This is a genomic window from Winogradskyella sp. Asnod2-B02-A (assembly GCF_045063645.1).
Classification (GTDB): Bacteria; Bacteroidota; Bacteroidia; order Flavobacteriales; family Flavobacteriaceae; genus Winogradskyella.
The window spans coordinates 124,885-150,638 of sequence record NZ_JBEFOG010000027.1 but is presented as its reverse complement, the minus strand read 5'-3'; the positions used below and the strand labels follow the sequence as shown (position 1 = coordinate 150,638).

The following is a 25,754-nucleotide window of genomic DNA, read 5'->3' as shown; positions in this document are numbered from 1 at the left end:
TAAATTCGTAAATCAAAAATCCTTCAAACAGCAATCAAATATGTATCTTTGCATTTCTAAAATAACAAGAAAGTGATCAAGCTTCACGATTTATACTTTAAACCGTTCATTTCAGCAAAAGAAATTGATTCGGCAGTCCAAACGATGGCAGATGATATTGCTGCAGATTTGGGTGATGAGGTGCCTGTGTTTATTGGCATATTAAACGGCTCGTTTATGCTAGTAAGCGATTTTGTAAAAAAATATCCAAAACCATGTGAAGTTACTTTTATAAAACTTGCTTCTTATGAAGGGGTGAAGTCTACAGAAGATATTCAACGACTAATTGGTTTAACGCAAGATCTAACTGGCAGAACCGTAGTTATTTTAGAAGATATTATAGATTCTGGGAATACACTTGAAGAGGTTCATCGCATTTTTAAAAATGAGAATGTAAAGCAATTACTTATAGCAACCTTGTTCTATAAACCAGAAGCTTATGATAAAGATTTTAAACTTCATTACGTAGGTATGGAAATTCCTAATAAATTCATTGTTGGTTATGGATTAGATTACAATGGATTAGGAAGAGATTTGCCTGCGGTATATCAATTAAAAACCACACAACACATGACGAACATAGTACTATTTGGCCCTCCAGGCGCAGGTAAAGGAACACAAGCAAATTTTCTAAAAGAAAAATATGATTTAATTCATATCTCTACAGGTGATGTTTTTAGATTTAATATTAAAAACGAAACGGCTTTAGGAATGTTGGCTAAATCATTTATGGATAAGGGAGAATTGGTGCCAGATCAAGTAACTATTGATATGTTGAATAAAGAAGTGGAAAAAAATGCCGATGCTAAAGGTTTTATTTTTGATGGTTTTCCTAGAACTAATGCACAAGCAAAAGCATTAGATGAATTAATGGAGGATAAGGATTCTCAAATTAATGCCATGGTTGCATTAGAAGTTGATGATGAGGTCTTGGTAGAACGATTACTTGAAAGAGGAAAAACTAGCGGAAGAACTGATGATTCTGACGAAAATATTATTAGAAACCGAATTAAGCAGTATTACACCAAAACGGCTATTTTAAAAGACTATTATGCAGACCAAAATAAATATTTTGGCGTTGATGGAGTTGGTAGTATTGAAGATATTACAGTGCGTTTAAGTACTGTGCTAGATAAACTGTAATTTTTACAAAGTAAGAGTCGCACTAATTGCAGCTTAATTATAATTAATAAGATTCCCACTTTAGTGGGAAATGAATATGACTGAAGGAAATTTTGTTGACTACGTAAAAATGCATGTGTCTTCTGGAAACGGAGGTAAAGGTTCTGCCCATTTGCATCGCGAAAAATATATTGCTAAAGGTGGACCAGATGGTGGTGATGGTGGTCGAGGAGGTCATGTAATACTCCGAGGAAACTCTAATCTTTGGACACTTATTCACTTAAAATTTAAGAAACACGTAAAAGCTGGTCATGGATCGCATGGTAGTTCTGGTAGAAGTACAGGTGCTGATGGCGAAGATATGTATGTAGAAGTGCCGTTAGGTACGGTTGTAAGAGATTCTGAAACCGATACTATTCTGTTTGAAATTACAGAAGAAGGTGAAGAACGTATTGTTGCCGAAGGTGGTATGGGAGGACGAGGAAACTGGCATTTTAAAAATTCAGTTAATCAAACACCTCGTTACGCACAGCCAGGTATTCCACTTGAAGAAAGATATATTACTTTAGAACTTAAAGTTCTAGCAGATGTAGGTTTGGTTGGGTTTCCTAATGCAGGGAAATCAACTTTACTTTCGGTGTTAACTTCTGCAAAACCAAAGATTGCAGATTATGAGTTTACTACCTTAAAACCAAATTTAGGTATTGTAGAATATCGCGATTTCCAGTCGTTTGTAATGGCAGATATTCCTGGGATAATTGAAGGAGCTGCAGAGGGTAAAGGTTTAGGTTATTACTTTTTAAGACATATTGAACGGAATTCAATTCTACTATTTTTAATTCCTGCAGATGCCAAAGATATTGTTGAGCAATACGAAATATTAGAAGACGAATTAAGACGTTACAATCCTGAAATGTTAGACAAAGAACGTTTTGTGGTGGTATCTAAATCCGATATGTTAGATGACGAATTAAAGTCTGAAATAGCAACAATATTAGATAAAGATCTTAAGGCTAATTACATGTTTATTTCTTCTGTAGCACAACAAGGCCTAACAGAGTTAAAAGATACACTTTGGAAGATGTTGAATGATTAATCCTTAAAAAGAATTAATAAACAATATTCTGCATATAATGAGATCATTTTTACTTTTTACAATATCCCTTTATTGTGCATTTTGCTTCAGTCAATGTCCTGAAGGTAACGTTACATTATTATCACAAGCTGAGGTTGAGAATTTTGTTAGTGCGTATCCGAATTGTGATACTGTTGATGGCTTTCTTATAGTGTCAGGCAACGATATAGTAGATGTATCCGTTTTGTCTCAAATCACAACCGTTGGTAGTATCCTTATCAGTGATACATCACTTACAAGTATGCAAGGTCTTAATGCTTTAACTATTGCTGGTATTACTTTGCCAGAAGATGCATTTGTTGTAATAGACAATAATCCTTTGCTTCAAGATATTATATTTTTAGATAATTATACTTTTAATGTACCAATAGTATTTTTAATTAGGGATATGCCTCAACTGACTTCCTTAGAGGGTTCAGAAAATATTACAGAGTTCATAAATATCTATTTAGAAAATAATGATGCTTTAACAGATTTAAATGCTTTAAACCCAAACCTAAATATAGTTGGTGGTGTAATTGAAGCACCGCTTCTTTATCTTTCGGATAATGCTGTACTATCTAATATTTTAAGACTAAACTCAGTACAATATAATAGTGCATTAACAGCTGAGATTACAGATAATGAACAACTTGAAATCTGTGAAAATGATTTGGTTTGTGAACTTGTAAATAATGGTGCTATCGTTATAGCAAATAATGCTATAGGTTGTAATTCTATTTCTGAAGTTAATCTAGCCTGCGAAAGTTTATCAATAGATGGTTCTACAGATGTTGTATTTAAAAGCTATCCAAACCCAACTCAAAGCATACTAAACTTTAGTGCAAATACTATTATTGAAACTATTGTAGTTTACAATACTTTAGGTGAGAATGTAATTACTATAACACCTAAAGTGACTCAAGGTACAATTGATATGAGCCATTTAAGTGATGGTTTTTATTTTTTAAAAGTGAAAAGTAATTCGAAAGAAAATATATTTAAGGTTCTGAAAGACTAAGAACGGGAATATACAGTGTTCTTTTTTAGCTGCCAGATTCTCAAAAACTGGAGGCCTTTTATTTATTTTATATAGTATAATAACTCACGAAGCTGTTGATTATTCTTAATGTAACTTGTAAATTTGAAGCTTACATCCAACCAATTAGATGAAAGCATACCTTAAAAATTTAGTAGAGCTTAACGATAATAAAAGAAGTAGACGTTTTGCCTATTTTATTCAGTTTCTAATTATTTTCTCTGTAATTACGTTTTCAATAGAAACATTACCTAATTTAAAACCACAAACCAAGGTTATTTTAAATTCCGTTGAAGCCTTTTGTGTTATTATATTCACTTTTGAATATTTAGCACGTATTTACGTAGCTGACAGTAAGCCAAAATTTATTTTTAGTTTTTTCGGTATTGTTGATTTTCTAGCTATTCTTCCATTTTATTTGTCTTTCGGTATTGATTTGCGCTCATTGCGTTTACTAAGAATGTTTCGTTTATTTCGTCTCTTTAAGTTGGTGCGTTATAATAAAGCCATCAAACATTTTGTTAATGCAATGAAGTTGGCAAAAGAGCAGATTGTTTTATTTATGATTATTACATTAATGCTCATTTATTTCGCCGCTGTAGGTATTTATTATTTTGAAAATGAAGCGCAGCCAGAGCATTTTTCTTCCATATTTTCTAGTCTTTGGTGGTCTATTGTTACTTTAACAACCGTTGGTTATGGTGATGTGTATCCAATTACTGTAGGAGGTAGAATATTCACTTTCTTTATTCTTATGATTGGTTTGGGAATTGTTGCTATTCCTACAGGAATTATTTCATCTTCTTTAACCAAGGCCGTTGAGCCTAAAGATGAAGAAGAATAGTTTTTAAAATTTAGTCGTTAGATTTGATTATATTTAAAAAACCTTTTAATGTCTATTTTATAAAACAAGCAGGTTAGATACATGATCATTTTAATGAATGATTAAAAGTAATTAGCATGTGATCTTTAAAAATTAATACATAAAACCACATGAAACTACAATTACAATTTGCCTTATTTTTTTTAATACCTGCATTATCTTTTGCTCAGTGTCCAACAGATGCTCATATCGAATTAAACTCGCAAGCAGATGTAGATTCATTTATTTTAGATTATCCTAATTGTACATCCTTTACAACGGGCTATAATTTTATTATTAGCGGATCAGATATCATCGATTTAAGTCCATTATCTAGTTTAACTTATGTAAAAAGAATAACTATTGAGAATAACCCTTTATTAACAAGTTTAGATGGATTAGATAATTTACAATCTAATAGTACTGATAAAACGGATTTACATATTATAGATAATCCAACATTAACGGATGTTAGTGCGCTTCAAGGTATAGTGGCTTGCGGAAATATTGATATCATTAATAACGATCAGTTGACTAATCTTGATGGGCTTAGTTCAATTACTTATATGGGTATTGAGAATTTGTTCACATTCCCATTTAATTGGCTCGATATTTCAGATAACGATAACTTAACAAATATAAATGGGTTGGCTAATCTTGTGCCTGCTATTATTGATGGTGTAAGGATTAAAAACAATCCATCTTTAACAAGTTTGCAAGGTTTAGAAGAGTTCAGAATTTTTAATAGTTTAGAGATAGAGAATAATGACGCGCTAACAGATTTTACAGGACTTCATAATTTAGAGTTCCTTTATGTAAGTTTTGATATAAAAGATAATGATGCTATTACAAGTTTTAATGAATTTGTCGTTTTAGAAAAAGTTGCTGATTTTAGTGTTGAAGGTAACGATATGCTAACAAGTCTAAACGGTTTAGGTGAAATAACAGATTGGTATTCAATAAGTATTATTGATAACCCAAGCTTGACAGATATATCAGTGATTGAAAATTTTACTGAAGACTTTACTAATCAACTGAATATTTCTGGCAATACAAGTTTAGCAGTATGTAATTATAGCTTTATTTGTAATTGGGCAACTAGTGCTCAGTCATCTAATGTGCAAGCTACAAATAATGCAGAAGGTTGTAATTCTATTGCTGAAATTATATCTGAGTGTACAGTATGTCCGGATAATATGGTGAATTTGGTTTTGAGTAATCAACAAGATATTGATAACTATTCTGTAAATTATCCCAATTGTACAACTATAGAAAGAACTTTAGTAATTGAAGGAGATGATATTACTAATCTCGATGGTTTAAATGGAATTACTAGTGTTGGTGGTTTATGGTTACAAAATAACCCTTTACTTACTAATGTGGATGGGTTAAACTCGCTAACAAATTTTACTGATATTGGTAATTTTCTCTTTCTAATTATAAATAACAACCCATTATTGACCAATCTTTCAGGATTAATTAATGCTACTAATGATTATCCTATGGATATGCAAATTGTAAACAATCCTCAGTTAGTAAGCTTAAATGGATTGCAAGGTATTCAAGGAGTTGGTTACACTGTTGTGGTAACTAATAATGATCTTTTAGTGGATTTTAATGGTTTTAACGGGTTTACAAATATTGACGATCTCGTAATAAAAGATAACGCTGCCTTAGCGAGTTTTAATGGATTAGATAATTTAGCCATTACAGGTAGCTTTGAATTTGAGAACAATGATGCCATGACTTCATTTACATCTCTTAATGATGTAAATCCGCTTTGTGGTTTTACAATTCGAGACAATGAGATGTTAGCAGATATAGATGGTTTTGTAGATACCTTTGAAGATAATTGTGGTCCAAGTATCATTATAGAGAATAATCCAATTTTGTCTGTGTGTAATATCAATTTTGTCTGCAGTACAATACCATATCTCAATAATTTCAATGTTTCTAACAATGGTGACGGTTGTAATTCTACATATGATATTAGTACTGCTTGTGAAGTTCCTCCATTTAATGACGATATTACATGTACTAATTATTATGGAATGTCTAGTCTAATTGTAGGAGAAACAGTAACGGCAAATAATGATTATGCTACAGCATCAACATATAGTCCGTTTTGTAATGACAATGCTAACAGGCAAGATATATGGTTTTTATTAAATTTAAATGCTAGTAACGTCATTAATATTGAAGTGACTACTGGGTTTTCGCTTCAGCTTTGGGAAGGCAATTGTTATGATTTAACACAGGTTTCAGGAGCATGTGCTCAGAATATATTAGAAGATGTTTCAATAGTTGCTAACACACCTTATTTTTTACAAGTATGGTCAGATGATTTAGAAGATCGATCAGCAAATTCGACAACTTTAGGAGATTTAGAAATAACAATACAAGATGCAACGTTATCTTTAAATGATAATAGTTTAGAAAATTTTAAAGTATTTCCTAATCCTTTTAAAGATGAATTATTTGTGTCTCATAACAGAAAGATAGATCAAGTTTATATATATGATTTATTAGGGAAACGTATTGCAGTAAAGCCGATTGATGCTATGGATGCCACTTTAAATCTGTCTGAGTATGAGTCGGGAGTTTATTTTCTTAAAGTATTTAGTGGAAATGCGACTATCACTAAAAAGATAATTAAACAATGAAAAGAATAATTAGTGCCTTAATTTTTTTAGTAGTTTTTACATCGTGCGGAACACTAGTTCACTACGATTACGAAAAATCAACGGATTTCAGTAAGTATAAAACTTATAATTATTTTGATGATATGAAAACGGGTTTAAGTCCGTTTGATAGCATACGTTTAATGAAGGCCATGGATGCCAAACTATCTGCAATGGGACTGACACGTTCTGATAATGCAGATTTTTATATTGATATTCAAAGTGAAGAACTGATGAATAGGAGCAGCCCTAATGTTGGTGTTGGATTAGGAAGCGGTGGAGGTGGTGTCTCTGTTGGAATTCCAATAGGTACAAACCAAAGCACCAGAGAAATAATTATTGAGTTTGTAGATATGAAGCAAAATGAAAGATTATTTTGGCAAGCTGTCAGTGAAAGTACTTATAGATATAATGCTTCTCCTGAAAAGCGTGAAACTACACTTGTAAAATTAGTAGAAAAGATATTTGCTAAGTATCCACCAAAAAAAGGATAAAACAAACAGATTTACTTTCTACTTTGTTTGTGTTTTTTAACTCAATAACGCCTTATATTTATCTTTATAACCCACCATTACTGCAATATTAAGAATAAGTAGTATTGCGGTTCTTATTATGCCGTTAGGTTCTAAATTTATGTGGAACAAAAAAGCATTTACAGATATACTCATTAAAATGAGTGCCATTAATGCTCCATATTTATTTGCCATTAGAGATAAACCACATACAACCAACACTACACCTACAAGTATCATAGTTTTAGAGTTAGACAAAGCTGTAAAGTAATCTGCAGCATCTCCGGTTAATTTTGGTAATGGTAAAAAATGCAAGAATTTATCTATTCCAAAAACTAAACAAAAAATACCAAGAGTACTTCTTAGAATTTTAAAGAGGTTTGAATTCATAACTATATTAATTTTTCTATGTGTTGTATTGATATACTGACTTCATCGATTGTTATCTTCACTCTATATTCATTCTAGCTTAGATTAGTTATTAAACTTTCCGTTTAATGTAATCAATTTACCACTCGTCATATTTTCAATTATATAAAGGTAAAGCTGTTTTATATTTATCCTATCAATTAATAACGAATAGAAATCATCAATCAAAAAACAACAGTATTATGTTCATTTTAGTAAAAACCATTGTAGAGTTTATCATTGAAGTTGTATTTAGTTAAACCCAAAAAATCAATCAATCAATCAATCAATCAATCAATCAAAAATTCATTAATTATGAAAAAACAAGACACATTTCAAGAACAATTAGAGAAGTTTGAAAAGTTGCTAGCAGGAGCAAAGATGGCTAAGTTATCATCAGTTATTTTAGTTACCGTTTCATTAGTACTTGCGTTTAAGTCTAGAGACAACGGCCTATATGTTATGCTATTATTAATGGGAGCTTTAGCTATAGTCTTTTTTATGGATAAATTTTTATCTCTAAAAGAAATAAAACAAAAATCGTATACACAAACATCTTTGGTTTCTAGTATCTCAAAATTAAGGTTATATATGGCTAACCGTAAAAAATATGAAATGTATTTTATGGCTTTTTGGGTGTTAACATTAATACCGTCTTCAATAGGACATTTTGAGTCTAACATTATAGGTATTGTCGCTATTCTATGCTATATAGCTTTGGTAAGTGTTTTTGGTTACTTAGCCTATAAAAAGACAGACAAAGAAATTACGTTGTTAGAAAGAACAATGAAAAATGAATTAATGTAATATTAGTTTTATACATTACCTTGCCCTAATTTTTAAGAAAAACTGAATGAAATTATCTTTTCATAAATATTATATCCTATTCAATTTGTTAGGTTGGATTCTTCTATTTTTTTTTACACTTACTATCAGAAAAATTTACTTATTCGAAGGTGAAAATATCTCTGACGCAAGGTTTAATTATTTGTGGGCAGAAGGAATAGCATGTGGTTTTCTTGCGTTTATTTTATCGTTTGTAGTGTCACTATTTATAGATTTAAAACTCAATCTTAGCGCTATAAAAAGGTTAGATATTTTAAAAGTACTAAGTCTGTTTTTATTAATACAGCTACTATATTCAATATTAATTTGGCCATTGTTAGATTTTGTAGATTTCTTTGGTGGCAGTATGCCAGAAATTAGTGGTGGTCCATTAACTATGGCTGGTAGAATTTCTAATTTTCTTTATTTTGGAACGCTATTTATAATCTGGCTTTTTGTTTTTTTAACGATAAAGATTTATTATCAATTAAAGAAAGTTCAACTGAAGCAACTACAATTAGAGACGAATTTAAAAGAGTCTCAACTAAACACATTAAAAGGTCAAATAAACCCACATTTTATGTTTAATAGCTTAAATAATATTCGTGGGTTAATGTTAGAGGATGTTGATAAAGCAAGAGGAATGCTAACCAATTTATCTGAAACTTTAAGATATTCTCTTACAAAGAGTGATGTGAACTCTATTTCTTTAGAAGACGAATTAGAAATGGTAGAAAATTATGTTGAAATCTCTAAAATTCAGTTTGAAAATCGTTTGCAATTCGAAACACACATTGACTCTGATTCATTGAACAAGCAAATTCCTCCAATGATCATTCAGATGTTAATTGAAAATGCATTGAAGCATGGAATTTCTAATTTAAAAAATGGAGGTATAGTGAAATTATCAACTATAGTAAAAGATAGTCAATTACAAATTGAAGTCGCAAATTCTGGAACACTACATAAAAGTAAAAATTCAACACAACTAGGATTACAAAACATAAAAAAGCGACTTGAATTACTATATGGACAAGATGCTAGTTTTACATTAAAAGAAATAGAAGACCAAGTGGTTGCCACTATTAAAATGCCTTTAGTATGATAACCTTAAAAGCTGTTATTGTTGAAGATTCTCGTTTAGCTCGCAATGAGTTAAAAGAACTTTTTAAAGCGCATAAAGAGATTGAACTTATTGGTGAGGCCGAAAACGTAGACGATGGGTTTGCGCTAATTAATAAAACGAATCCAGATCTGCTTTTTTTAGATATTAATATGCCAGAAAAAGATGGTTTTCAGCTTTTAGAACTATTAGATGAGGTTCCAATAACAATTTTTACAACGGCTTTTGATGAATATGCTATTAAATCTTTTGAGTACAATGCATTCGATTATTTGTTGAAGCCTATAAGTCAAAAACGCTTTTCAAGTTCTATAGCAAAAGTCATTGAAAAAGAGAGTTCAGTTGCAGTTTTAGACAAAAAACAAGAAGGACTAAGTCTAGATAAACAGATTTTTATAAAAGATGGTGAAAATTGTTGGTTGGTGAAAATTAAAGACATTTCACTTTTTGAAATTGTCGGGAATTACACCAGAGTCTTTTTCGATTCTAATAAACCTTTAATTTATAAATCATTGGCTCAGATTGAAGAAAAACTTCCCCAAGATGTGTTTTTTAGAGCTAATAGACAGCAGATTATTAATATCAACCATGTTAATAAAGTAGTGTCTTGGTTTAACGGAAAGTTAAAAATAGAAATGAATTCTGGAGAGGAAATTGAAATCTCCAGAAGACAATCCTATATTTTTAAAGATCAATTAAGTTTTTAGTCTACTATTACTCTTACACCTTCGCTATGGCTACTAAATTCTGGTGCATACATACTTTGTATGGTACTTATGCCATTACTCATATTGCCAGCATTGTTTATGCGTAAATCATATTCAAAAACGTAAATACCTTTTGGTAAATAATCCATAAAGAAATTTGTGGCTGCATCTTTAGTGCTTTCATAATAACCTAAACCATCTTGCCATTTGTATTGAGACAATACATTGATAGGTTCTAAACCTGCAGCTCGCATATCTTTTAGATGCACAAATTCCATGTTTCTATCAGTTCTTAATTCTATTCTCACTCTTACTAAATCACCAACTTTTAATTTTGAGTCTTTCGTAATCTCAGTAATCTCTTCGCCTTTTTCTGTATTGGTTTTTAAGAATAATTTCTTGCTCAATTTTAGTGGTGTCTCTGCTGAGGTGATTTTATCTAAATCTTCAAAATATTGCCAGTATAAAGCTCCCCAAGCAATACCTTCTCCTTTTTTAGTAATAGTGACATCAGCCTGTTCTGGTTTAATTTCAGAACCTGTCCAAGATGTTTTATAATAACCAGTACCAGCCTCCACTTTTACGTTGTCTAATGTTTCAGGCGAAATAGTTTCATTGCCAACTTTTACATCAACTTGTTCCGTAACGCTCAACCAATCGCTACCTTGAAGTAGTAAAGCATATACTGCTTCAGTCGTTGCTTTAGTGGTTTTCCATTGATTGGTTTGCTTGTTCTTTAGTAACCAAATTTTTAGGTTATCAATGTCTGTGAGATTTTTCGCTTCACTCTGTATTTCATTTCCAACTTCAGAAAATGCTTCAATCATGAGCGCTTGAGTTTCAATTGGTGCTTGGTACCAATGCCAAGAATTCGTATTTGCTTTCCAGTACATGCCTAATTCATCTGAAGTAATACTATTTTCTTTTAAAGATTTTATAATCTTACCAGCCGTTTTAGAATCGTCCATTCGGTTCATGGTTAAAGCCATTAATCCTTTAGCATATAATGAACGTTTTAACCAATAGTTTTGAATCTGACTCTGATAATAATCCATAATTTTCTGCACTTCAGAACTAGGCTTTGTTTCAGGATAAAAACTTCGTGTGTATAAATAATGCAGTTGCATTTGCGATAAATGGTCTTTACTCAAATCGGCATCTTTATTATATTTTCTGATGTCTTTATATTCTTGAATAAATTCTGCATCTAAATAACGTAAAGCATTTTGAATCATAGATTCCTCGCTATTGCTCTGTGAGACATTTAGTTGTTTTAAATGCCCAAATCCAGCAATGATATGTTGTGTGATGTAGCGATTATCGCGTCCACCATTAAACCAAGGCCAAGCTCCAGAGCTGTGTTGGTTGTTCTTTAGTTTTCTTATGGCAGATTGTAATTCGTTATTCATTTTATTTAAATCGAATAACAACCCAATACGTTTTTTCTGTTCAGTTTCAGATTGTGCATCACGTAACCAAGGTGTTTCTTGAATCAATAACGATTTCAATTCTTGGTTCTTTTCTAAATTAGAAAGCAAGGCATCTGTAGATTTCCATTGATTAAAAACGGCTTCAATTTTAGGATTCGATTGTACAATATGTTGTGCTAATGCATTTGCATAATAACGCGAAAATGTTTGCTCATTACACTCATAAGGATATTCCATTAAATACGGCAATGCTTGTACAGCATACCAAGCCGGATTTGAGGTCATTTCTAAAGTCAACTTATGATTGGTAAGTGTTGTTGAGGTATTATTTTTTAACTTATCTAAAGTGAATGTTTTGGTCTCATTAGAACGAATCCACATTGGCATCGTTTCTGTAACTAGCATTCTGTTAGATAAAACAGGTAAGGCATTTTGTTCGCCATCACTAAAATCGCCAGCTTTAGCAATAATTGTATATTGTACAGCTTGTATACCTTCCGGGATTTCTAAATTCCAAGTTACTTGTGTATTGCCTTTGGCATCTACTTTAAAACCTAAATCATTATAAGCATTAGATAATATGCCATCAATAGATTTACCTGTAATTGGGTCTGTAAGCAATAATTGTGCAACACCATCTAAAGCATTTTCTGTAAGATTAGCAATTTTAGTGCTGATTCTAATTTTATCACCTTCTCTTAAAAAACGAGGTGTGTTAGGTATTACCATTAACTCTTTTTGTGTAACCGTAGTTAATTGTGTAGTACCACTTTCTAAATTTTTGGTATGAGCCAATAATTGCAGTTTCCATTTGGTTAAAGCTTCTGGTGCTGTAAAGTTGAAACTTACATTACCATCTTTGTCTGTTTGTAATTGTGGAAAGAAGAACGCAGTTTCGTTTAGATTTTTTCTTATTTGGATGTTTTCTGAATCTAAAGAAGTATCCTTTTTTGATGGATAATCACCATCTGAATTTTTAGTGTTCCATTCCTCGTCATTAGCAAATGCATTTAAGACTCCATCTGATTCAGCTATTAGTCCACTTCCAACAGCAACTTCATCAAATTCAGCAGAATCTTCAACCATCATAACTGCTTCAGGCGCAGCCATGCGTTTCATACTTGAGTAACCTCTTCTCAAATATTGATTATTCCCAATATAAAACCCAAACCAATTTAATTGGTCATAACCTTGGTAAGGGTAAGATGCTGTAGTTTTGAATTGATTATGAATTCTAAAGCTAGTGTGCCCAAAACTCTGTCTTGAGTTTTTATAAATTCTTCCAGAATAATTAGGATTGCTAATAGGATTAAAACTCCAATGGTGCCCTTTAAATTCATCTAAAGAGGCATCATACATGCTTGCTAATAATTCGGCAGATACTTTGTCTCCTTGAGGTCCTTTAATTTTAAAACTCCAAGTTTCATCTTGTCCTGGTTGTAATTTATCTCTAAAAGTGGTGGTTTCAATGTCTAAATCAGTACTTGGATAAGGTACATTAATGTTAAAACTTTGAGATTTAAATTCGTTAAAAGCGGCAAAAGATGTATGTACTGTAAATCCGCCTAAATCACTTTCTGTTACAGGAATACTAATTGTTTTTTTAGAATTGTTGAGTTGGACTAACTGTGTCATTATAATTGTGTTGTCCTTTTCAATTTCTACAGTAACCGTGATGTTTTTAGCAGCAGAACCTAAGGTTAGTTTTGCAATAGAATTCACATCGTAGGTTGCTTTATCTAACTGTACTTCATAGATTTGGTTGTCCGCGACTGTCTTATCTTTATCACTAAAAAGCATTGTAAAGACTTGGTCTTTTATAGGTTGTCCAAATTTATCTTTACTCTCTGCAACAATAATGTATTGACCAGAATTCCATTTCTTAAGTTTTTTGAGCGTTATGGCTTTGTCCTTTTCAGTATCGAATGTTGTGCTAAAAACTTCGTCTCCTTTTTTCCAATTGGTTAATTGACCTTCGTTGTCATAAGCTTCATGCGGAAATAGGGTTTTAAATTCTGTTTCAGAAAGTACTTGGTAATCTGGCGCTTGCCAAGGTCTTGTTCTTAAAACACGGTTTGGTGCATTCAGTTTATATATTTTTAATTCACCTTTTGCAGGTGTAAATTGTCCATTTAGATTTTGCGAATTTATAGAGAATTCTATCTCGTTTTTACCCTTATTAATTTTCTGAGGTACTGCAATATTGAGTGTTATGGCATGATAGCCAACATTTACAATGGTAGAGGTAGAGCGTGTTTCTCCATTTATATCAGTAACGTCTGCTGTGATTTCGTAATTAAAAACAGGAAGGTTGTCTTTAGAAACACTTTCATCTGGTAAAGCTTTAAAGCTGACTTCAAATTCGCCTTTAGCATTTGTTTTTGTTTCACCGAACGTAATTTCTTGGGCTTCCGCATTAAAATACGAGTGCCTCCAATAGTACCAGCTCGGAAAACGCACATTTCTTTTTACACGATAAACCACTTTAGCATCTGTAATATTGCTACCAGCAAAAGCTATAGCTGTTCCGTTTACGGTAATACTATCGTTTACTTTATAAGTTTCAGTAACAGGTTGAAATTCGGTTTTAAACTTAGGTCGCTTGTATTCTTCAACTGAGATATAAGCATACGTAGAATTATGGGAAAACATTTCAATAGTGAAATTACCAGTTAAACCATCGTTAGGTAATATAAATTCACCATGCACAGAACCAAATTCGTTAGTTTTTAATAAGCGCTCGCTAACCACTTCGCCATTCACATTTTTTAATCTGATTTTTGCAGCCTCATCTGCTGAAACTTCTGTTTTTCCATTTTTAGATTTAGTTGCAATACCTTTAAAGTAAACTGTTTGTCCTGGTCTGTAAATACTGCGGTCAGTAAACAAGAAGTTTCTATAATGTGTATCATTATTTGGGCTGTTGTCGTAGGTCCTATTGATGTAGAATTTACCAAAATGGCCAGTGTCATCTTTAGTTTTTACTTTAATTTGTACATCTCTATAGTAATTATTATCTTTTTTAATCTCGAATTTCCCAAAACGGTCTGTTGTAAATGATTTCGTTTTTCTATTGTTGTTTCTGTTATTTGAATAGGATAACTCTATGGCAGCATCTACTTTTGGTTCGCCATTATGTCTGTCTATAATCTGGTATAAATGATGGCTGTTCTCGTAGCTTTCTACCAATACCAAATCTGTAACTTGGATATGCGTAGTTGCAAAAACATTGTCTTTAGTGGCTGTGTTTGCTTTAATTAAATATAGACCATTGGCTAAATTTGGTAATATAATTTCAGTACTGTGATTTTGATAATCAGCTTCCGTTTTTAAGGCATTCGAAAATGTCTCAATCGGATTCAGTTTTTTGAAAAAAGCTTCTTTTTCTTCAGTTCTGTAAATGTCATTGTAACGTTTTAATTGACTGTTAGAGACTTTATAAATTTTAAAATCTAGCTTTTCTAAATTCTTATACGTCACTAAAGTTCTTGAAGGTGAATTGATTCCTATAAATTCTTCGGCTTGTAAATGTAAATTCGGTTGTTTAATCTGCTCAATTAAAACTGCACACTTTTGTGCGCCAATGCTTTCTGGGAATTTTTCAGTTACAGCATTACAAATGGCTATAGCTTCTTTTAATTTCCAACGGTTTTTATCCTTGGATGCGCTTTCTTCAAGATTAAAGTAATAAGTATTGCCTTGACGTTGATATGCTAAAGCAATTTCATAATCATATAAAGCGGATAACTCAGAAGTCTTTAATGCTGCTGATTCCGACTTTAAAGTTTCAATAAGTACATCTTCTGCATTTTTGAAAGTAGCATGTTGTTTTACAAAATTCAAGCGTTCTATATTTACATCTACAAATGCTTTGGTTTCTTTTTTATGACGATGGAATTTTATTAAATTCTGATAAATCTTTAAAGCATTGCGTTGTAGCGATAACGTGTCTTTAGACTTTAAATCTGCATTGATAAAGATGTTGCTGCTTGCAATAAAATCTTCATTATCAATTATAAATTTATAAGAAGGTTGTGTAATACTACTTTCGTCAGTTTTGTAAAAGCTAAGAGCATTATGGCTTAATAAATCATATAACGTAGGACGAAAGTCTTTAGAGTTTTCAGATTCACGTAATAGTAAACTATAGTTGCTTAACGGTTCTTGTTGCAATAAAATACCATTTTCTAAAGAGCGTTGATAATAGGTATGGATTTCATTGAAAATAGTTTCTAAATCCCAGGTTCTAAAATCATCGCTTACTTTTTCAGAGGTTTTTGTTCTGTTGTAAAATTGATAACGACTTTGTTGAAAATATTGCCAATACATGGTGGCTAGCATGTTCTCTAAAAGACGCTTAGTTACGATGTCTTTTGTAGCATCAATTTCAGATTTAAAACGATTAACAATGGTAAGTTGTGCATCTTCTTCGAGCGTTAACATATACTTACTTATAAATAGTAAAGCTTTTACGCGTTGATTAGTGTTTTCTGCTTTAATTGCTTTTTTATAAATGTCTTCCACTAAATCAGAAGCACTTTTTGTAAGCCCTTCGTTTTCAAGTTTAGTCACTTCTTTCCATTGATTTTCAAAATCATTTTGAGCGTTAGAGAAAGAAGCGAAGCAAATTAACATGAGTATGGATATATAGTTTTTCATCAGTAATAATTTATAGCAAAATACATTCAAAATGTATTCCAAAAACAGTCCTATTGAGTGAAAGTCTCATTTGAATTAGTGAAGTTAACAATTTGTTGAAGAAACCTAGCGTTATTAAATTGTATTTTTGTCTAAAGATTTAATAATTATATGATTAGATATTTGTTTGTTTTAATGTTGTCGTCGTTCTGTTATTCTCAAACTTCAATAGAGAATGCAGAGGCATTTATTGTTAAGAAAGAATTTGTAAAAGCTCAAAGCGAAATGAGCACATTCTTAGCATCTAATCCCAACGATTTAAAAGCGATTGAACTTTTGGGTGATGCTTATGGCCATCAAAAAAAATGGGATAAAGCTATTGTGCAATATCAAAAATTAAAACAAAAACGGCCTGAAAACGCCAATTACCATTACAAATATGGAGGTGCTTTAGGCATGAAAGCATTAAGCATAAGTAAAATTGAAGCCTTAGGAATTATTGGTGATGTAAAAGATGCCTTTTTAAAAGCTGCACAATTAGATCCAAGTCATATTGAAACGCGTTGGGCTCTGGTAGAATTATATGTGTCACTGCCAGGAATTGTAGGTGGAAGTTTTTCTAAAGCTAAAAGATATGCTGAAGAGTTAGAAGAGTTATCTAAAGTTGATGGTTACCTTGCAAAAGGGTATGTTTACGAATATGATGATGAACCAGAATTGGCTGAAAAATATTATAGATTAGCTATAAAAGTTGGAGGTTCTGTAACGTGTTATGAAAAGTTAACGGATTTCTACGAAGGTCAAGATCAGCCAGAAAAAGCTATAGGAAATTTAGAAGAAGCACAACAAAAACACCAACGTAATGCTATGCATTATCAGATAGGCAAAGTATGTGCAGATTATAATATTCAATTAGAAAAAGGTGAAAAATGTTTAAAAGCTTATCTGTCTCATCACTCTTCTAAAGATGGCGTGCCTAAAGAATGGGCTTATTATAGATTAGCACAAATTTATAAACACAAAAACAATAAGGATAAAGCTTTGGAGTGGATTAACAAAGCTATTGTTGGTTTGCCTGATATCGAAGTGTTTAAAGAGGAGAAAACGGCTATTACTAACCTCTAGTACTCAATAATAATTTTAGTAGATGGTGTTAAGCTTCAGTTTTTGAAGTAATAAATTTTTGTTAATTATTTAAAATTAATAGTAATACTATTATATTTGCAATTAAATAATTCAATAATGAAGAGTCTACTTTCAAATTTAAAAATTTCAGTTCCAGATAAAATCTATATTAAAGATCCGGAAACTTCAAAATTAGGTAAGCGCATCATAGAACATAGTATTCTTTTAATAGATGAAATAGGTTTTGACAGTTTTACCTTTAAGAAGTTAGGTGTAAAAATTGGATCTAATGAAAGTTCAATCTATCGTTATTTTGAAAGCAAGCATAAGTTACTTTTATACTTAACATCTTGGTATTGGGCTTGGATAGAATACCAAATGGTATTTGCCACTTTTAATATGCCAGATGCTAAACAACAACTTTTCAAAGCCATTGATGTCGTTACAAAAACCATCGAAGAAGATCTAACCTTCTCGCATATAAACGAGATTGTTTTAAATAGAATTATTATTAATGAATACTCAAAATCTTACTTAACTAAAGAAGTCGATAGCGAAAATAAAGAGGGCTATTTTGTGGTCTATAAACGAATGATTAAACGTTTACGAGATATGATTATTAATATCAATTCCAAATATAAATTCCCATCGAGTTTAGCAAGTACGATTGTTGAAGGAGCACTGCATCAACATTTTTTAAAATCGCATTTTACGTCAATTACAGATTGTAATGATGACGTTACTCCAGCGGATTTTTTTAAAGAACTCACTATGAACACAATTACTAAGTAGGGTATGAATATTAAAGAAGTTATGTCTCCGTGGGAAAGACTAATTGGTCTTTTGAAACTAGAAAAAAGAGATGTCAGACAGGTTATTTATTATGCGATTTTCTCAGGTTTTTTGGCATTGACATTGCCCTTGGGAATTCAAGCTATTATCAATTTAATTCAAGGAGCTCAAGTCAGTACATCTTGGGTTGTTTTAGTAATTCTTGTAACCATAGGTGTTGCATTTGTTGGGATATTACAATTGATGCAGATGCGTATTATTGAAACCATTCAGCAACGTATTTTTACTAGAGCATCATTTGAATTTACATACCGTTTTCCTAAATTTAAAATGAACGAATTACGCGATAATTATCCGCCAGAATTAGCAAATCGATTTTTTGATACCTTGAATATTCAAAAAGGCTTATCAAAGATTTTGGTAGATATTCCGGCAGCAATTTTACAAATTGTTTTTGCTTTAATTCTGTTGTCGTTTTACCATCCATTCTTCATCGCTTTTGGGTTTTTGTTACTGATTCTAATTTATATCGTATTTAAGTTTACGGCTAAAAAAGGAATGGAAACAAGTCTTATGGAATCTAAATATAAATATAAAGTGGCGCATTGGATCCAAGAAGTTGCAAGAGCTGTGGTGAGTTTTAAATTATCCGGAAAAACGAATTTAGCTTTAAGCAAAAATGATGAATTGGTAAACGATTATTTAATTGCGAGAGAAAGTCATTTTAGAATTTTGGTTATTCAATTTATTCAAATGATAGGTTTTAAAGTTGTTGTTACAGCAGGTCTATTATTAATTGGTGGTTTATTGGTTTTAAATCAAGAAATGAATATTGGTCAATTTGTAGCCGCAGAAATCATTATCCTTTTAGTAATTGCTTCTGTAGAGAAACTTATTCTGGGTTTAGAATCGTTTTATGATGTCTTGACGTCACTAGAAAAAATGGGTCAGATTGTAGATAAAGAATTAGAAATGCAAGATGGTGATAAGCCAGAGTTTAAAGCAAATTTTGATATAGAATTAGATAATGTTTCTTTTAGAGTGCCAAATAAAGAGGATGACATTTTGAGTAAAATTACCTTAAAAATTAAACCAAAAAGTAGGTTGCTTGTAAAAGGAGAAAGTGGTGCTGGTAAATCGAGTTTATTGCGATTAATAGCAGGTATTATAGAGCCTACAAAAGGTAAGGTGTATTTAGATAAATACATGCTTAGTAATATTAATCTCAATCATTACAGGTCACATTTAGGTTTATCTCTAGCAGACGAAACTCCATTTGAAGGCACAATAAGAGAAAATATCACTTTTGGAAATCCTGAAATTTCCGATGAACAATTAATGTGGGCAATTGATAATGTTGGACTGTATCAATTTATAAAGGAAAGTCCAAAAGGTTTAAATACCATTTTATATCCAGAGGGCAAGCAGATCTCATATACCATTGCTAAGAAAATTGTACTCGCAAGAGCCATAGTTGATAAGCCAAAGGTGCTCATTTTAGAAGATCCATTAGATCAATTTGAACCTGCTGAAGTAAAAAGAATTATTAATTTCTTAACTGATGAAGCTAATCCATGGGCATTAGTTGTAGTTAGCAGAAATAACGATTGGTCAGCAAGATGTACACAATTAGTAACGCTTAAAAAAGGTGAAATAATCTAAAGAAACAGGTCATGTTAAATATATCTCATAATCAATTACATAAGTCTGTGGATATTACCGATTCTAAATCAGGTAAGCGTGTGTTTCACGGCAGATATTACAAGTACTTTAATCGTTTTTTGGCAGCATTTGCTATTGTTGGTGTAATCATCTTATTTCTGCCGTGGACGCAAAATATTACAGGCAAAGGGAATGTAACCACGTTGAGGCCAGATCAAAGACCGCAAACGATTCAATCTCCCATTCCAGGTAGAATTGAGCAATGGTTTGTACGCGAAGGTGATTTTGTGGCTAAAGGAGATACCATTATTAAAATCTCTGAAATTAAAAGTGAATATTTCGATCCTAATTTGGTAGCACGTACAGGTCAGCAACGCGATGCAAAAGCACAATCTATAGGTTCTTATGAAGAAAAAGTAAAAGCTTTAAACAGGCAAATTGGTGCGCTGGCTAATGAGCGTGGTTTAAAACTAGAGCAGGCTAAGAATAAATTATTGCAGTCTAAATTAAAAGTACAAAGTGATAGTATAGATTTTGAAGCAGCTAAAACTAATAAGGAAATTGCACAACGTCAGTTTGATAGAACAGTAACCTTGCAAGAGGAAGGGTTTAAAGCCACTAGAGATGTTGAAGACAAACGCTTAAAACTTCAAGAAACAGAAGCCAAACTTATTTCTCAAGAAAATAAATTATTGGCAAGCAAGAATGAAATTTTAAATGCACAATTCGAAATTTCTAGAGTGAATGCAGCCTATTCAGATAAGATTTCAAAAGCGCAAAGCGACAAGTTTACGGCACAATCTAGCCAGTTCGATACGGAAGCACAAGTGAGTAAGTTAGATAATCAATATTCAAATTACCAAATGCGAAACAATTTGCAATTTGTTACTGCTCCTTACGATGGTTACATCAATAGAGCCATACGAGGAGGTGTTGGCCAAACGTTTAAAGAAGGTGAAGCCTTAGTTGGTATTATGCCAGCCATGGTAGATTTGGCCGTTGAGACTTTTGTGAAACCAATTGATTTGCCGCTTCTTTATGTTGGTGCTAAAGTCCGTGTTCAGTTCGATGGTTGGCCTGCAATTGTATTTAGTGGTTGGCCAAATGTGTCTTACGGAACTTATGGTGCAAAAGTCGTAGCGGTTGAAAACTTTATTAGTGATAATGGTAAATTTAGAGTGCTATTAGCACCAGATAAAGACGAAGCAGCCTGGCCAGAAGATATTAGAGCAGGTTCTGGTGCATTTACCATGGCATTATTAGAAGATGTGCCTATTTGGTATGAGTTATGGAGACAATTAAATGGTTTTCCACCAAATTATTATCAACCAGAAGGTGCAACAAAAACAAAAAAGAAATAGCAAATGAGATTTATACTTACAGCGGTTCTTATTGGTTTTAGTATTATCGGATTTTCACAAACGGAAGACCTATCTAACGTGCTTAGGTTTGATGAATACTTAGGTTTTGTAAAGAAATTTCATCCTATTGTAAAGCAAGCCGAATTGGTAATAGACAAAAGTCAAGCTAAACTTTTGAAATCTAGAGGTGCTTTCGATCCAAAAATTGAAGTGGATTATAATCGTAAAGAATTCAAAAATACAGCGTATTATGATAGATTAAATGGCACATTTAAAATTCCTACTTGGTATGGAGTAGGGTTGAAAGCAGCATTCGATGATAATTCTGGGCAATATTTAAATCCCGAAGCCTTCGTTCCTGATGATGGTTTATACAGTGCAGGAGTTTCGGTTTCCTTAGCGCAAGGTTTATTGATTAATAATAGAATGGCAGCTTTAAAACAAGCCAAATTATTTAGAGAACAAGCCAAAGCAGACCGTGATATTTATGTAAACAACATCTTATTTGAAGCATCCTTGGTGTATTTTCAATGGTTAAAAGCGTATAATGAATTAACGTTGTTCAAAACTATTTTGGTTAATGCAGAGTTGCGATACAGAGGTGTGCAAAAAGGAGTAGAAGTAGGAGAAAATGCAGAAATTGATGCTACAGAAGCACGCATTGCAGTTAATAATAGAAAGTTGGGCTTAGAACAATCTAAGGTGAAACTGATGAAAGCTGCTTTAGAATTATCTAATTTTTTATGGCTAGAGAATAATGTACCTGTAGAGTTACAGCCCAATATTATTCCAGATGTTAATACGGAACCGATTGTAGATGCGACCTTTAATATCAATCAACTTAGAGATCAGGATTTGTTGTTAGATGAGCATCCTAAAATGATGTCATTAGGTTATAAATTAGAAAGTTTAGAAGTCGATAAACGTCTAAAAGCAAACAAGCTATTACCAAAGATAAATGCAGAATATAATTTCTTAACTGAAACACCAAATGTTGCTAGAACTTTTAATACTGCTGAATACAAAGGCGGATTAAATGTGAGTTTTCCATTGTTTTTAAGGAAAGAACGCGGTGATTTAAAATTGGCAAAAATTAAAATGCAAGACACAGAATTTGAAATGAATGCCACACGTGTTAATCTAGAAAATAAGATTATAGCATTAAAGCAAGAATTAGCATCTTATGTCACCCAAAATGAAATCACCACAGAAATGGTTTCGGATTATGAGCGTATGTTGCAAGCAGAAGAACGTAAATTTCAACTTGGTGAAAGTTCATTGTTCTTGGTGAATTCTCGCGAGTCTAAATTAATTGATGGACAGTTAAAAGCGATTGAAATTCAGAATAAGTTTTTTAGTACTAAAGCGAAGCTTTTTAATAGTTTGGCTGTAAATCCTAAATTATAAATAGTATTTTTACGGGACATATTCAAGGATACTATGAACGTACATTTTATCGCTATTGGTGGTGCAGCAATGCACAATTTGGCCTTAGCACTTCACAATAAAGGTTATAAAGTTACAGGAAGCGACGATACTATTTTCGAACCTTCTAAATCGAGATTAGATGCAAAAGGTTTACTGCCTGATGCTTTTGGTTGGTATCCTGAAAAGGTTACTTCAGACATAGATGCTATTGTTTTAGGTATGCATGCTAAAGCTGATAATCCAGAATTGTTAAAAGCTCAAGAACTCGGTTTAAAAATCTATAGTTATCCTGAGTTTTTATACGAACAAGCCAAAAATAAAACACGTGTGGTTATTGGCGGAAGTCATGGTAAAACAACCATTACTTCAATGATTTTGCACGTGATGCATTATCATAATAGAGATGTGGATTATATGGTTGGTGCACAATTAGAAGGTTTTGATGTGATGGTAAAACTCACAGAGCATAATGATTTTATGGTATTGGAAGGTGACGAGTATTTAAGTTCACCAATAGATATGCGACCAAAATTTCATTTGTACAAACCAAATATTGCGTTGTTGAGTGGAATTGCTTGGGACCATATTAATGTGTTTCCAACCTATGAAAACTACGTGGATCAGTTTAGCATTTTCGTAGATTCTATTGTTAGAGGTGGAAGCATTAATTATAACGAAGAAGATCCAGAAGTAAAACGTGTGGTTGAAGCTTCAGAAAATCAAATCAGAAAAATAGCATACAAGACTCCAGAATATACAGTTGAAGATGGTGAAACATTATTGGAAACTCCAGAAGGTCCAATGCCAATTGAAGTGTTTGGTGCACACAACTTAAATAATTTAGCTGGTGCCAAATGGATTTGCCAACACATGGGCATCGATGAAGACGATTTCTACGAAGCCATTTCTACTTTTAAAGGTGCAAGTAAACGTTTAGAGAAAATTGCCGAATCTAAGACAAGCGTAGCTTATAAAGATTTTGCACATTCACCAAGTAAAGTAGAAGCAACAACGAAAGCAGTAAAAGAACAGTACAGCGACCGCACTTTAGTCGCCTGTTTAGAATTACATACGTATAGTAGTCTTAATGCCGAGTTCCTAAAAGAATACAAAGGAGCTTTAGATGCTGCAGATGTGGCTGTCGTTTTCTATTCACCACATGCTGTAGAAATTAAGAAACTAGAAGAAGTTACAAAAGACCAAATTGCTAATGCTTTTGAGCGCGATGATTTAATTATCTATACCAATCCAGAAGAGTTTAAAGACTTCTTGTTCTCTCAAAAATTTGATAATAAGTCATTGTTGTTAATGAGTTCTGGTAATTATGGCGGTTTGAATTTTGATGAGGTGAAGAATTTGATTAAATAGATTTGTCATTCTTATCCTTTTTCAGAATTTCATAATCATTTGATTTTTAAATCGTCAGACGTAACAATTATTCTTTTTATAGGACTGATATGTTAGAACTTATTATTTATGAAATTTAATCGTATTTTCTATGATTCACATGTAAACTTCAAATCAATTTCTAAGAAGAGAATTGTTTTGTCATTTATTATTGGATTATTATCTGCGATTATACTCTACAGTTTTTATGTTGTTTTGCGAGAAACGGATAGGATGCTATTTCTTAATTTTGAGAATAGACCCATTATAATTCCTGAATCTGAAAGACAATTATACAATTTATTCTTCGCTTCAATTTCGATGGTTATAGGAAATTCTATTGGTATTAGTTATTTGTTTTCTAGGCCTCAAAAAGTATTTTCAAGAAGAAACAATAAGCGGAATAGAGTTCTTAATGATCAAGCATTTCTAGGGCCAACTTTTCTTCATTGGTTTACAAAAATTTGGTTTTTATTTTGCGTTTTTACTTCTCAGTTTATGGGCTCGAAATTTATCGATACTTTTTTATGGCCTTCAATCTTATTGGTCATAGTACTTTATTTAGATACTTGGAAAACACTGATAACCGTTATAAAAAAGAACCGTTGGAAAATTCAAAGTATTCATTTGATAGTTTTTGTAGTTCTAACTTTTATACTTAGTCGTGTTAATTTTATAGATTATAAATCATTGGACGCGTCTATGATAGCTTCAAACCCAACAGTGGATGTGCCGTCTAGTTTATACCTAAATGATAACTATCGTAGATATTATTATGATAATTTAGTCATTAAAATGGATTTTGATTCGAAGCATCGCGTCAGCTTATTTAATGAGGAAAATGAAAGGATAGAATGGAATGATTTATCTAGGTTAGTATTGGATTTTAATGAGTATTCTTTTAATTCATATAGTACGTTGGTGCGATTAAGGGCAAATAAAAATATACCCATTAAGTATATAAAAGAATTTGAATTCATACTTTTAGAAATGAATCAATGGAGACTTGTTTATGAAGTTGTTAATACTGATGAATATACTGCTAACTATTATAATAATCAAATAGATAAAAATATTTCCCCATCTTTGCAAGAGGCTTTTTCACGCGCTGGAAAACCGCCTAGAGTTCCGGGTTGGGATTTTTATAAAGAACAAAAGTTTCAAGATACATTAAGCGTGTATATTTCAGAAGGGATTGAAATTGATAATCTGGAAATTCCACAAAGTATGCTTTCTGAAAAGTTCAAAAACTATATTAATAAATCTTCTATTATTGAATACATTTACGGAGAAAATGTTACCTATCAAGATTATATCAATGTGTTGTCTGCTCATAAAATTGCAGTATGGGAATTAAGAGCGACCGAAAATTATGAAGAGATAGATGCTCAGATTCGGAAAAATGTATTTAGTCGTGATGAGAAACTTTATGAAGAAAGAGATAGAATACAAAACAAATTTCCTTTTCGAATAACCGAACGCTTTGAATAAATTCTTGTA

Annotated in this window: 18 protein-coding genes; 16 read left to right on the top strand and 2 right to left on the bottom strand. The window is 32.0% G+C overall.

What is annotated here, in order from left to right; all coding sequences use genetic code 11:
- Positions 1-72 precede the first annotated feature (72 nt).
- The 6 genes from ACJJVO_RS08875 to ACJJVO_RS08850 all read left to right on the top strand — a co-directional run bounded on the left by ACJJVO_RS08875 (position 73) and on the right by ACJJVO_RS08850 (position 7,351).
- Positions 73-1,182 (top strand): adenylate kinase, encoded by a 1,110-nt coding sequence (locus ACJJVO_RS08875; protein ID WP_405573016.1) that lies wholly within the window; start codon positions 73-75, stop codon positions 1,180-1,182.
- A gap of 76 nt (positions 1,183-1,258) precedes the next feature.
- A complete protein-coding gene (gene obgE / locus ACJJVO_RS08870; RefSeq protein ID WP_405573013.1) occupies positions 1,259-2,257 on the top strand; it encodes a GTPase ObgE in 999 nt (332 codons plus the stop codon).
- A 37-nt stretch (positions 2,258-2,294) separates the two neighbouring features.
- Positions 2,295-3,296 carry a T9SS type A sorting domain-containing protein gene (locus tag ACJJVO_RS08865; RefSeq protein WP_405573011.1) on the top strand — a complete coding sequence of 334 codons (1,002 nt, stop codon included), beginning with the start codon at positions 2,295-2,297 and terminating at the stop codon, positions 3,294-3,296.
- 148 nt (positions 3,297-3,444) lie between these two features.
- Complete coding sequence (locus tag ACJJVO_RS08860; protein ID WP_405573009.1) at positions 3,445-4,158, top strand: ion transporter; 714 nt, start codon at positions 3,445-3,447, stop codon at positions 4,156-4,158.
- Positions 4,159-4,307: 149 nt separating this feature from the next.
- Positions 4,308-6,839 (top strand): T9SS type A sorting domain-containing protein, encoded by a 2,532-nt coding sequence (locus ACJJVO_RS08855; RefSeq protein ID WP_405573007.1) that lies wholly within the window; start codon positions 4,308-4,310, stop codon positions 6,837-6,839.
- Positions 6,836-7,351: a DUF4136 domain-containing protein gene (locus ACJJVO_RS08850; RefSeq protein ID WP_405573004.1), complete on the top strand. Its 516-nt coding sequence runs from the start codon at positions 6,836-6,838 to the stop codon at positions 7,349-7,351. Before ACJJVO_RS08855 ends, ACJJVO_RS08850 begins: the two co-directional genes overlap by 4 nt.
- Positions 7,352-7,387: 36 nt before the next feature.
- Here ACJJVO_RS08850 and ACJJVO_RS08845 read toward each other — a convergent pair whose 3' ends face one another.
- Entirely contained in the window at positions 7,388-7,759 is a 372-nt protein-coding gene (locus ACJJVO_RS08845; protein WP_405573002.1) for a DoxX family protein, read from the bottom strand.
- A gap of 333 nt (positions 7,760-8,092) precedes the next feature.
- On the opposite strand from ACJJVO_RS08845, the gene ACJJVO_RS08840 reads away from it, so the two are divergent.
- The 3 genes from ACJJVO_RS08840 to ACJJVO_RS08830 are packed head-to-tail and all read left to right on the top strand — an operon-like array spanning position 8,093 to position 10,432.
- A complete protein-coding gene (locus tag ACJJVO_RS08840; protein WP_405572999.1) occupies positions 8,093-8,584 on the top strand; it encodes a hypothetical protein in 492 nt (163 codons plus the stop codon).
- A 46-nt stretch (positions 8,585-8,630) separates the two neighbouring features.
- Positions 8,631-9,707, top strand: coding sequence for a sensor histidine kinase (locus tag ACJJVO_RS08835; RefSeq protein WP_405572996.1), 1,077 nt, complete (start codon positions 8,631-8,633; stop codon positions 9,705-9,707).
- A complete protein-coding gene (locus tag ACJJVO_RS08830; RefSeq protein WP_405572993.1) occupies positions 9,704-10,432 on the top strand; it encodes a LytR/AlgR family response regulator transcription factor in 729 nt (242 codons plus the stop codon). The genes ACJJVO_RS08835 and ACJJVO_RS08830 overlap by 4 nt, the downstream gene beginning before the upstream one ends.
- Here ACJJVO_RS08830 and ACJJVO_RS08825 read toward each other — a convergent pair.
- Positions 10,429-16,521, bottom strand: coding sequence for an alpha-2-macroglobulin family protein (locus tag ACJJVO_RS08825; protein WP_405572991.1), 6,093 nt, complete (start codon positions 16,519-16,521; stop codon positions 10,429-10,431). The genes ACJJVO_RS08830 and ACJJVO_RS08825 overlap by 4 nt on opposite strands.
- A 150-nt stretch (positions 16,522-16,671) precedes the next feature.
- On the opposite strand from ACJJVO_RS08825, the gene ACJJVO_RS08820 reads away from it, so the two are divergent.
- The 7 genes from ACJJVO_RS08820 (at position 16,672) to ACJJVO_RS08790 (ending at position 25,745) form a co-directional block, all read left to right on the top strand.
- Positions 16,672-17,625, top strand: a complete 954-nt coding sequence (locus ACJJVO_RS08820; RefSeq protein WP_405572990.1) for a tetratricopeptide repeat protein — start codon at positions 16,672-16,674, stop codon at positions 17,623-17,625.
- A gap of 117 nt (positions 17,626-17,742) precedes the next feature.
- Entirely contained in the window at positions 17,743-18,417 is a 675-nt protein-coding gene (locus tag ACJJVO_RS08815; RefSeq protein ID WP_405572988.1) for a TetR/AcrR family transcriptional regulator, read from the top strand.
- A 3-nt stretch (positions 18,418-18,420) separates the two neighbouring features.
- A complete protein-coding gene (locus ACJJVO_RS08810; protein ID WP_405572986.1) occupies positions 18,421-20,079 on the top strand; it encodes a peptidase domain-containing ABC transporter in 1,659 nt (552 codons plus the stop codon).
- An 11-nt stretch (positions 20,080-20,090) separates the two neighbouring features.
- Positions 20,091-21,440: an HlyD family secretion protein gene (locus ACJJVO_RS08805; RefSeq protein WP_405572983.1), complete on the top strand. Its 1,350-nt coding sequence runs from the start codon at positions 20,091-20,093 to the stop codon at positions 21,438-21,440.
- A 3-nt stretch (positions 21,441-21,443) separates the two neighbouring features.
- Complete coding sequence (locus ACJJVO_RS08800; protein ID WP_405572981.1) at positions 21,444-22,847, top strand: TolC family protein; 1,404 nt, start codon at positions 21,444-21,446, stop codon at positions 22,845-22,847.
- A gap of 33 nt (positions 22,848-22,880) precedes the next feature.
- On the top strand, positions 22,881-24,236 hold the full coding sequence (gene murC, locus ACJJVO_RS08795) for a UDP-N-acetylmuramate--L-alanine ligase (protein WP_405572979.1): 1,356 nt from the start codon (positions 22,881-22,883) through the stop codon (positions 24,234-24,236).
- Between the two features lie 108 nt (positions 24,237-24,344).
- The gene (locus ACJJVO_RS08790; RefSeq protein WP_405572976.1) at positions 24,345-25,745 is read left to right on the top strand and encodes a hypothetical protein; all 1,401 of its coding nucleotides are present in this window, start codon (positions 24,345-24,347) and stop codon (positions 25,743-25,745) included.
- Positions 25,746-25,754: the final 9 nt, after the last annotated feature.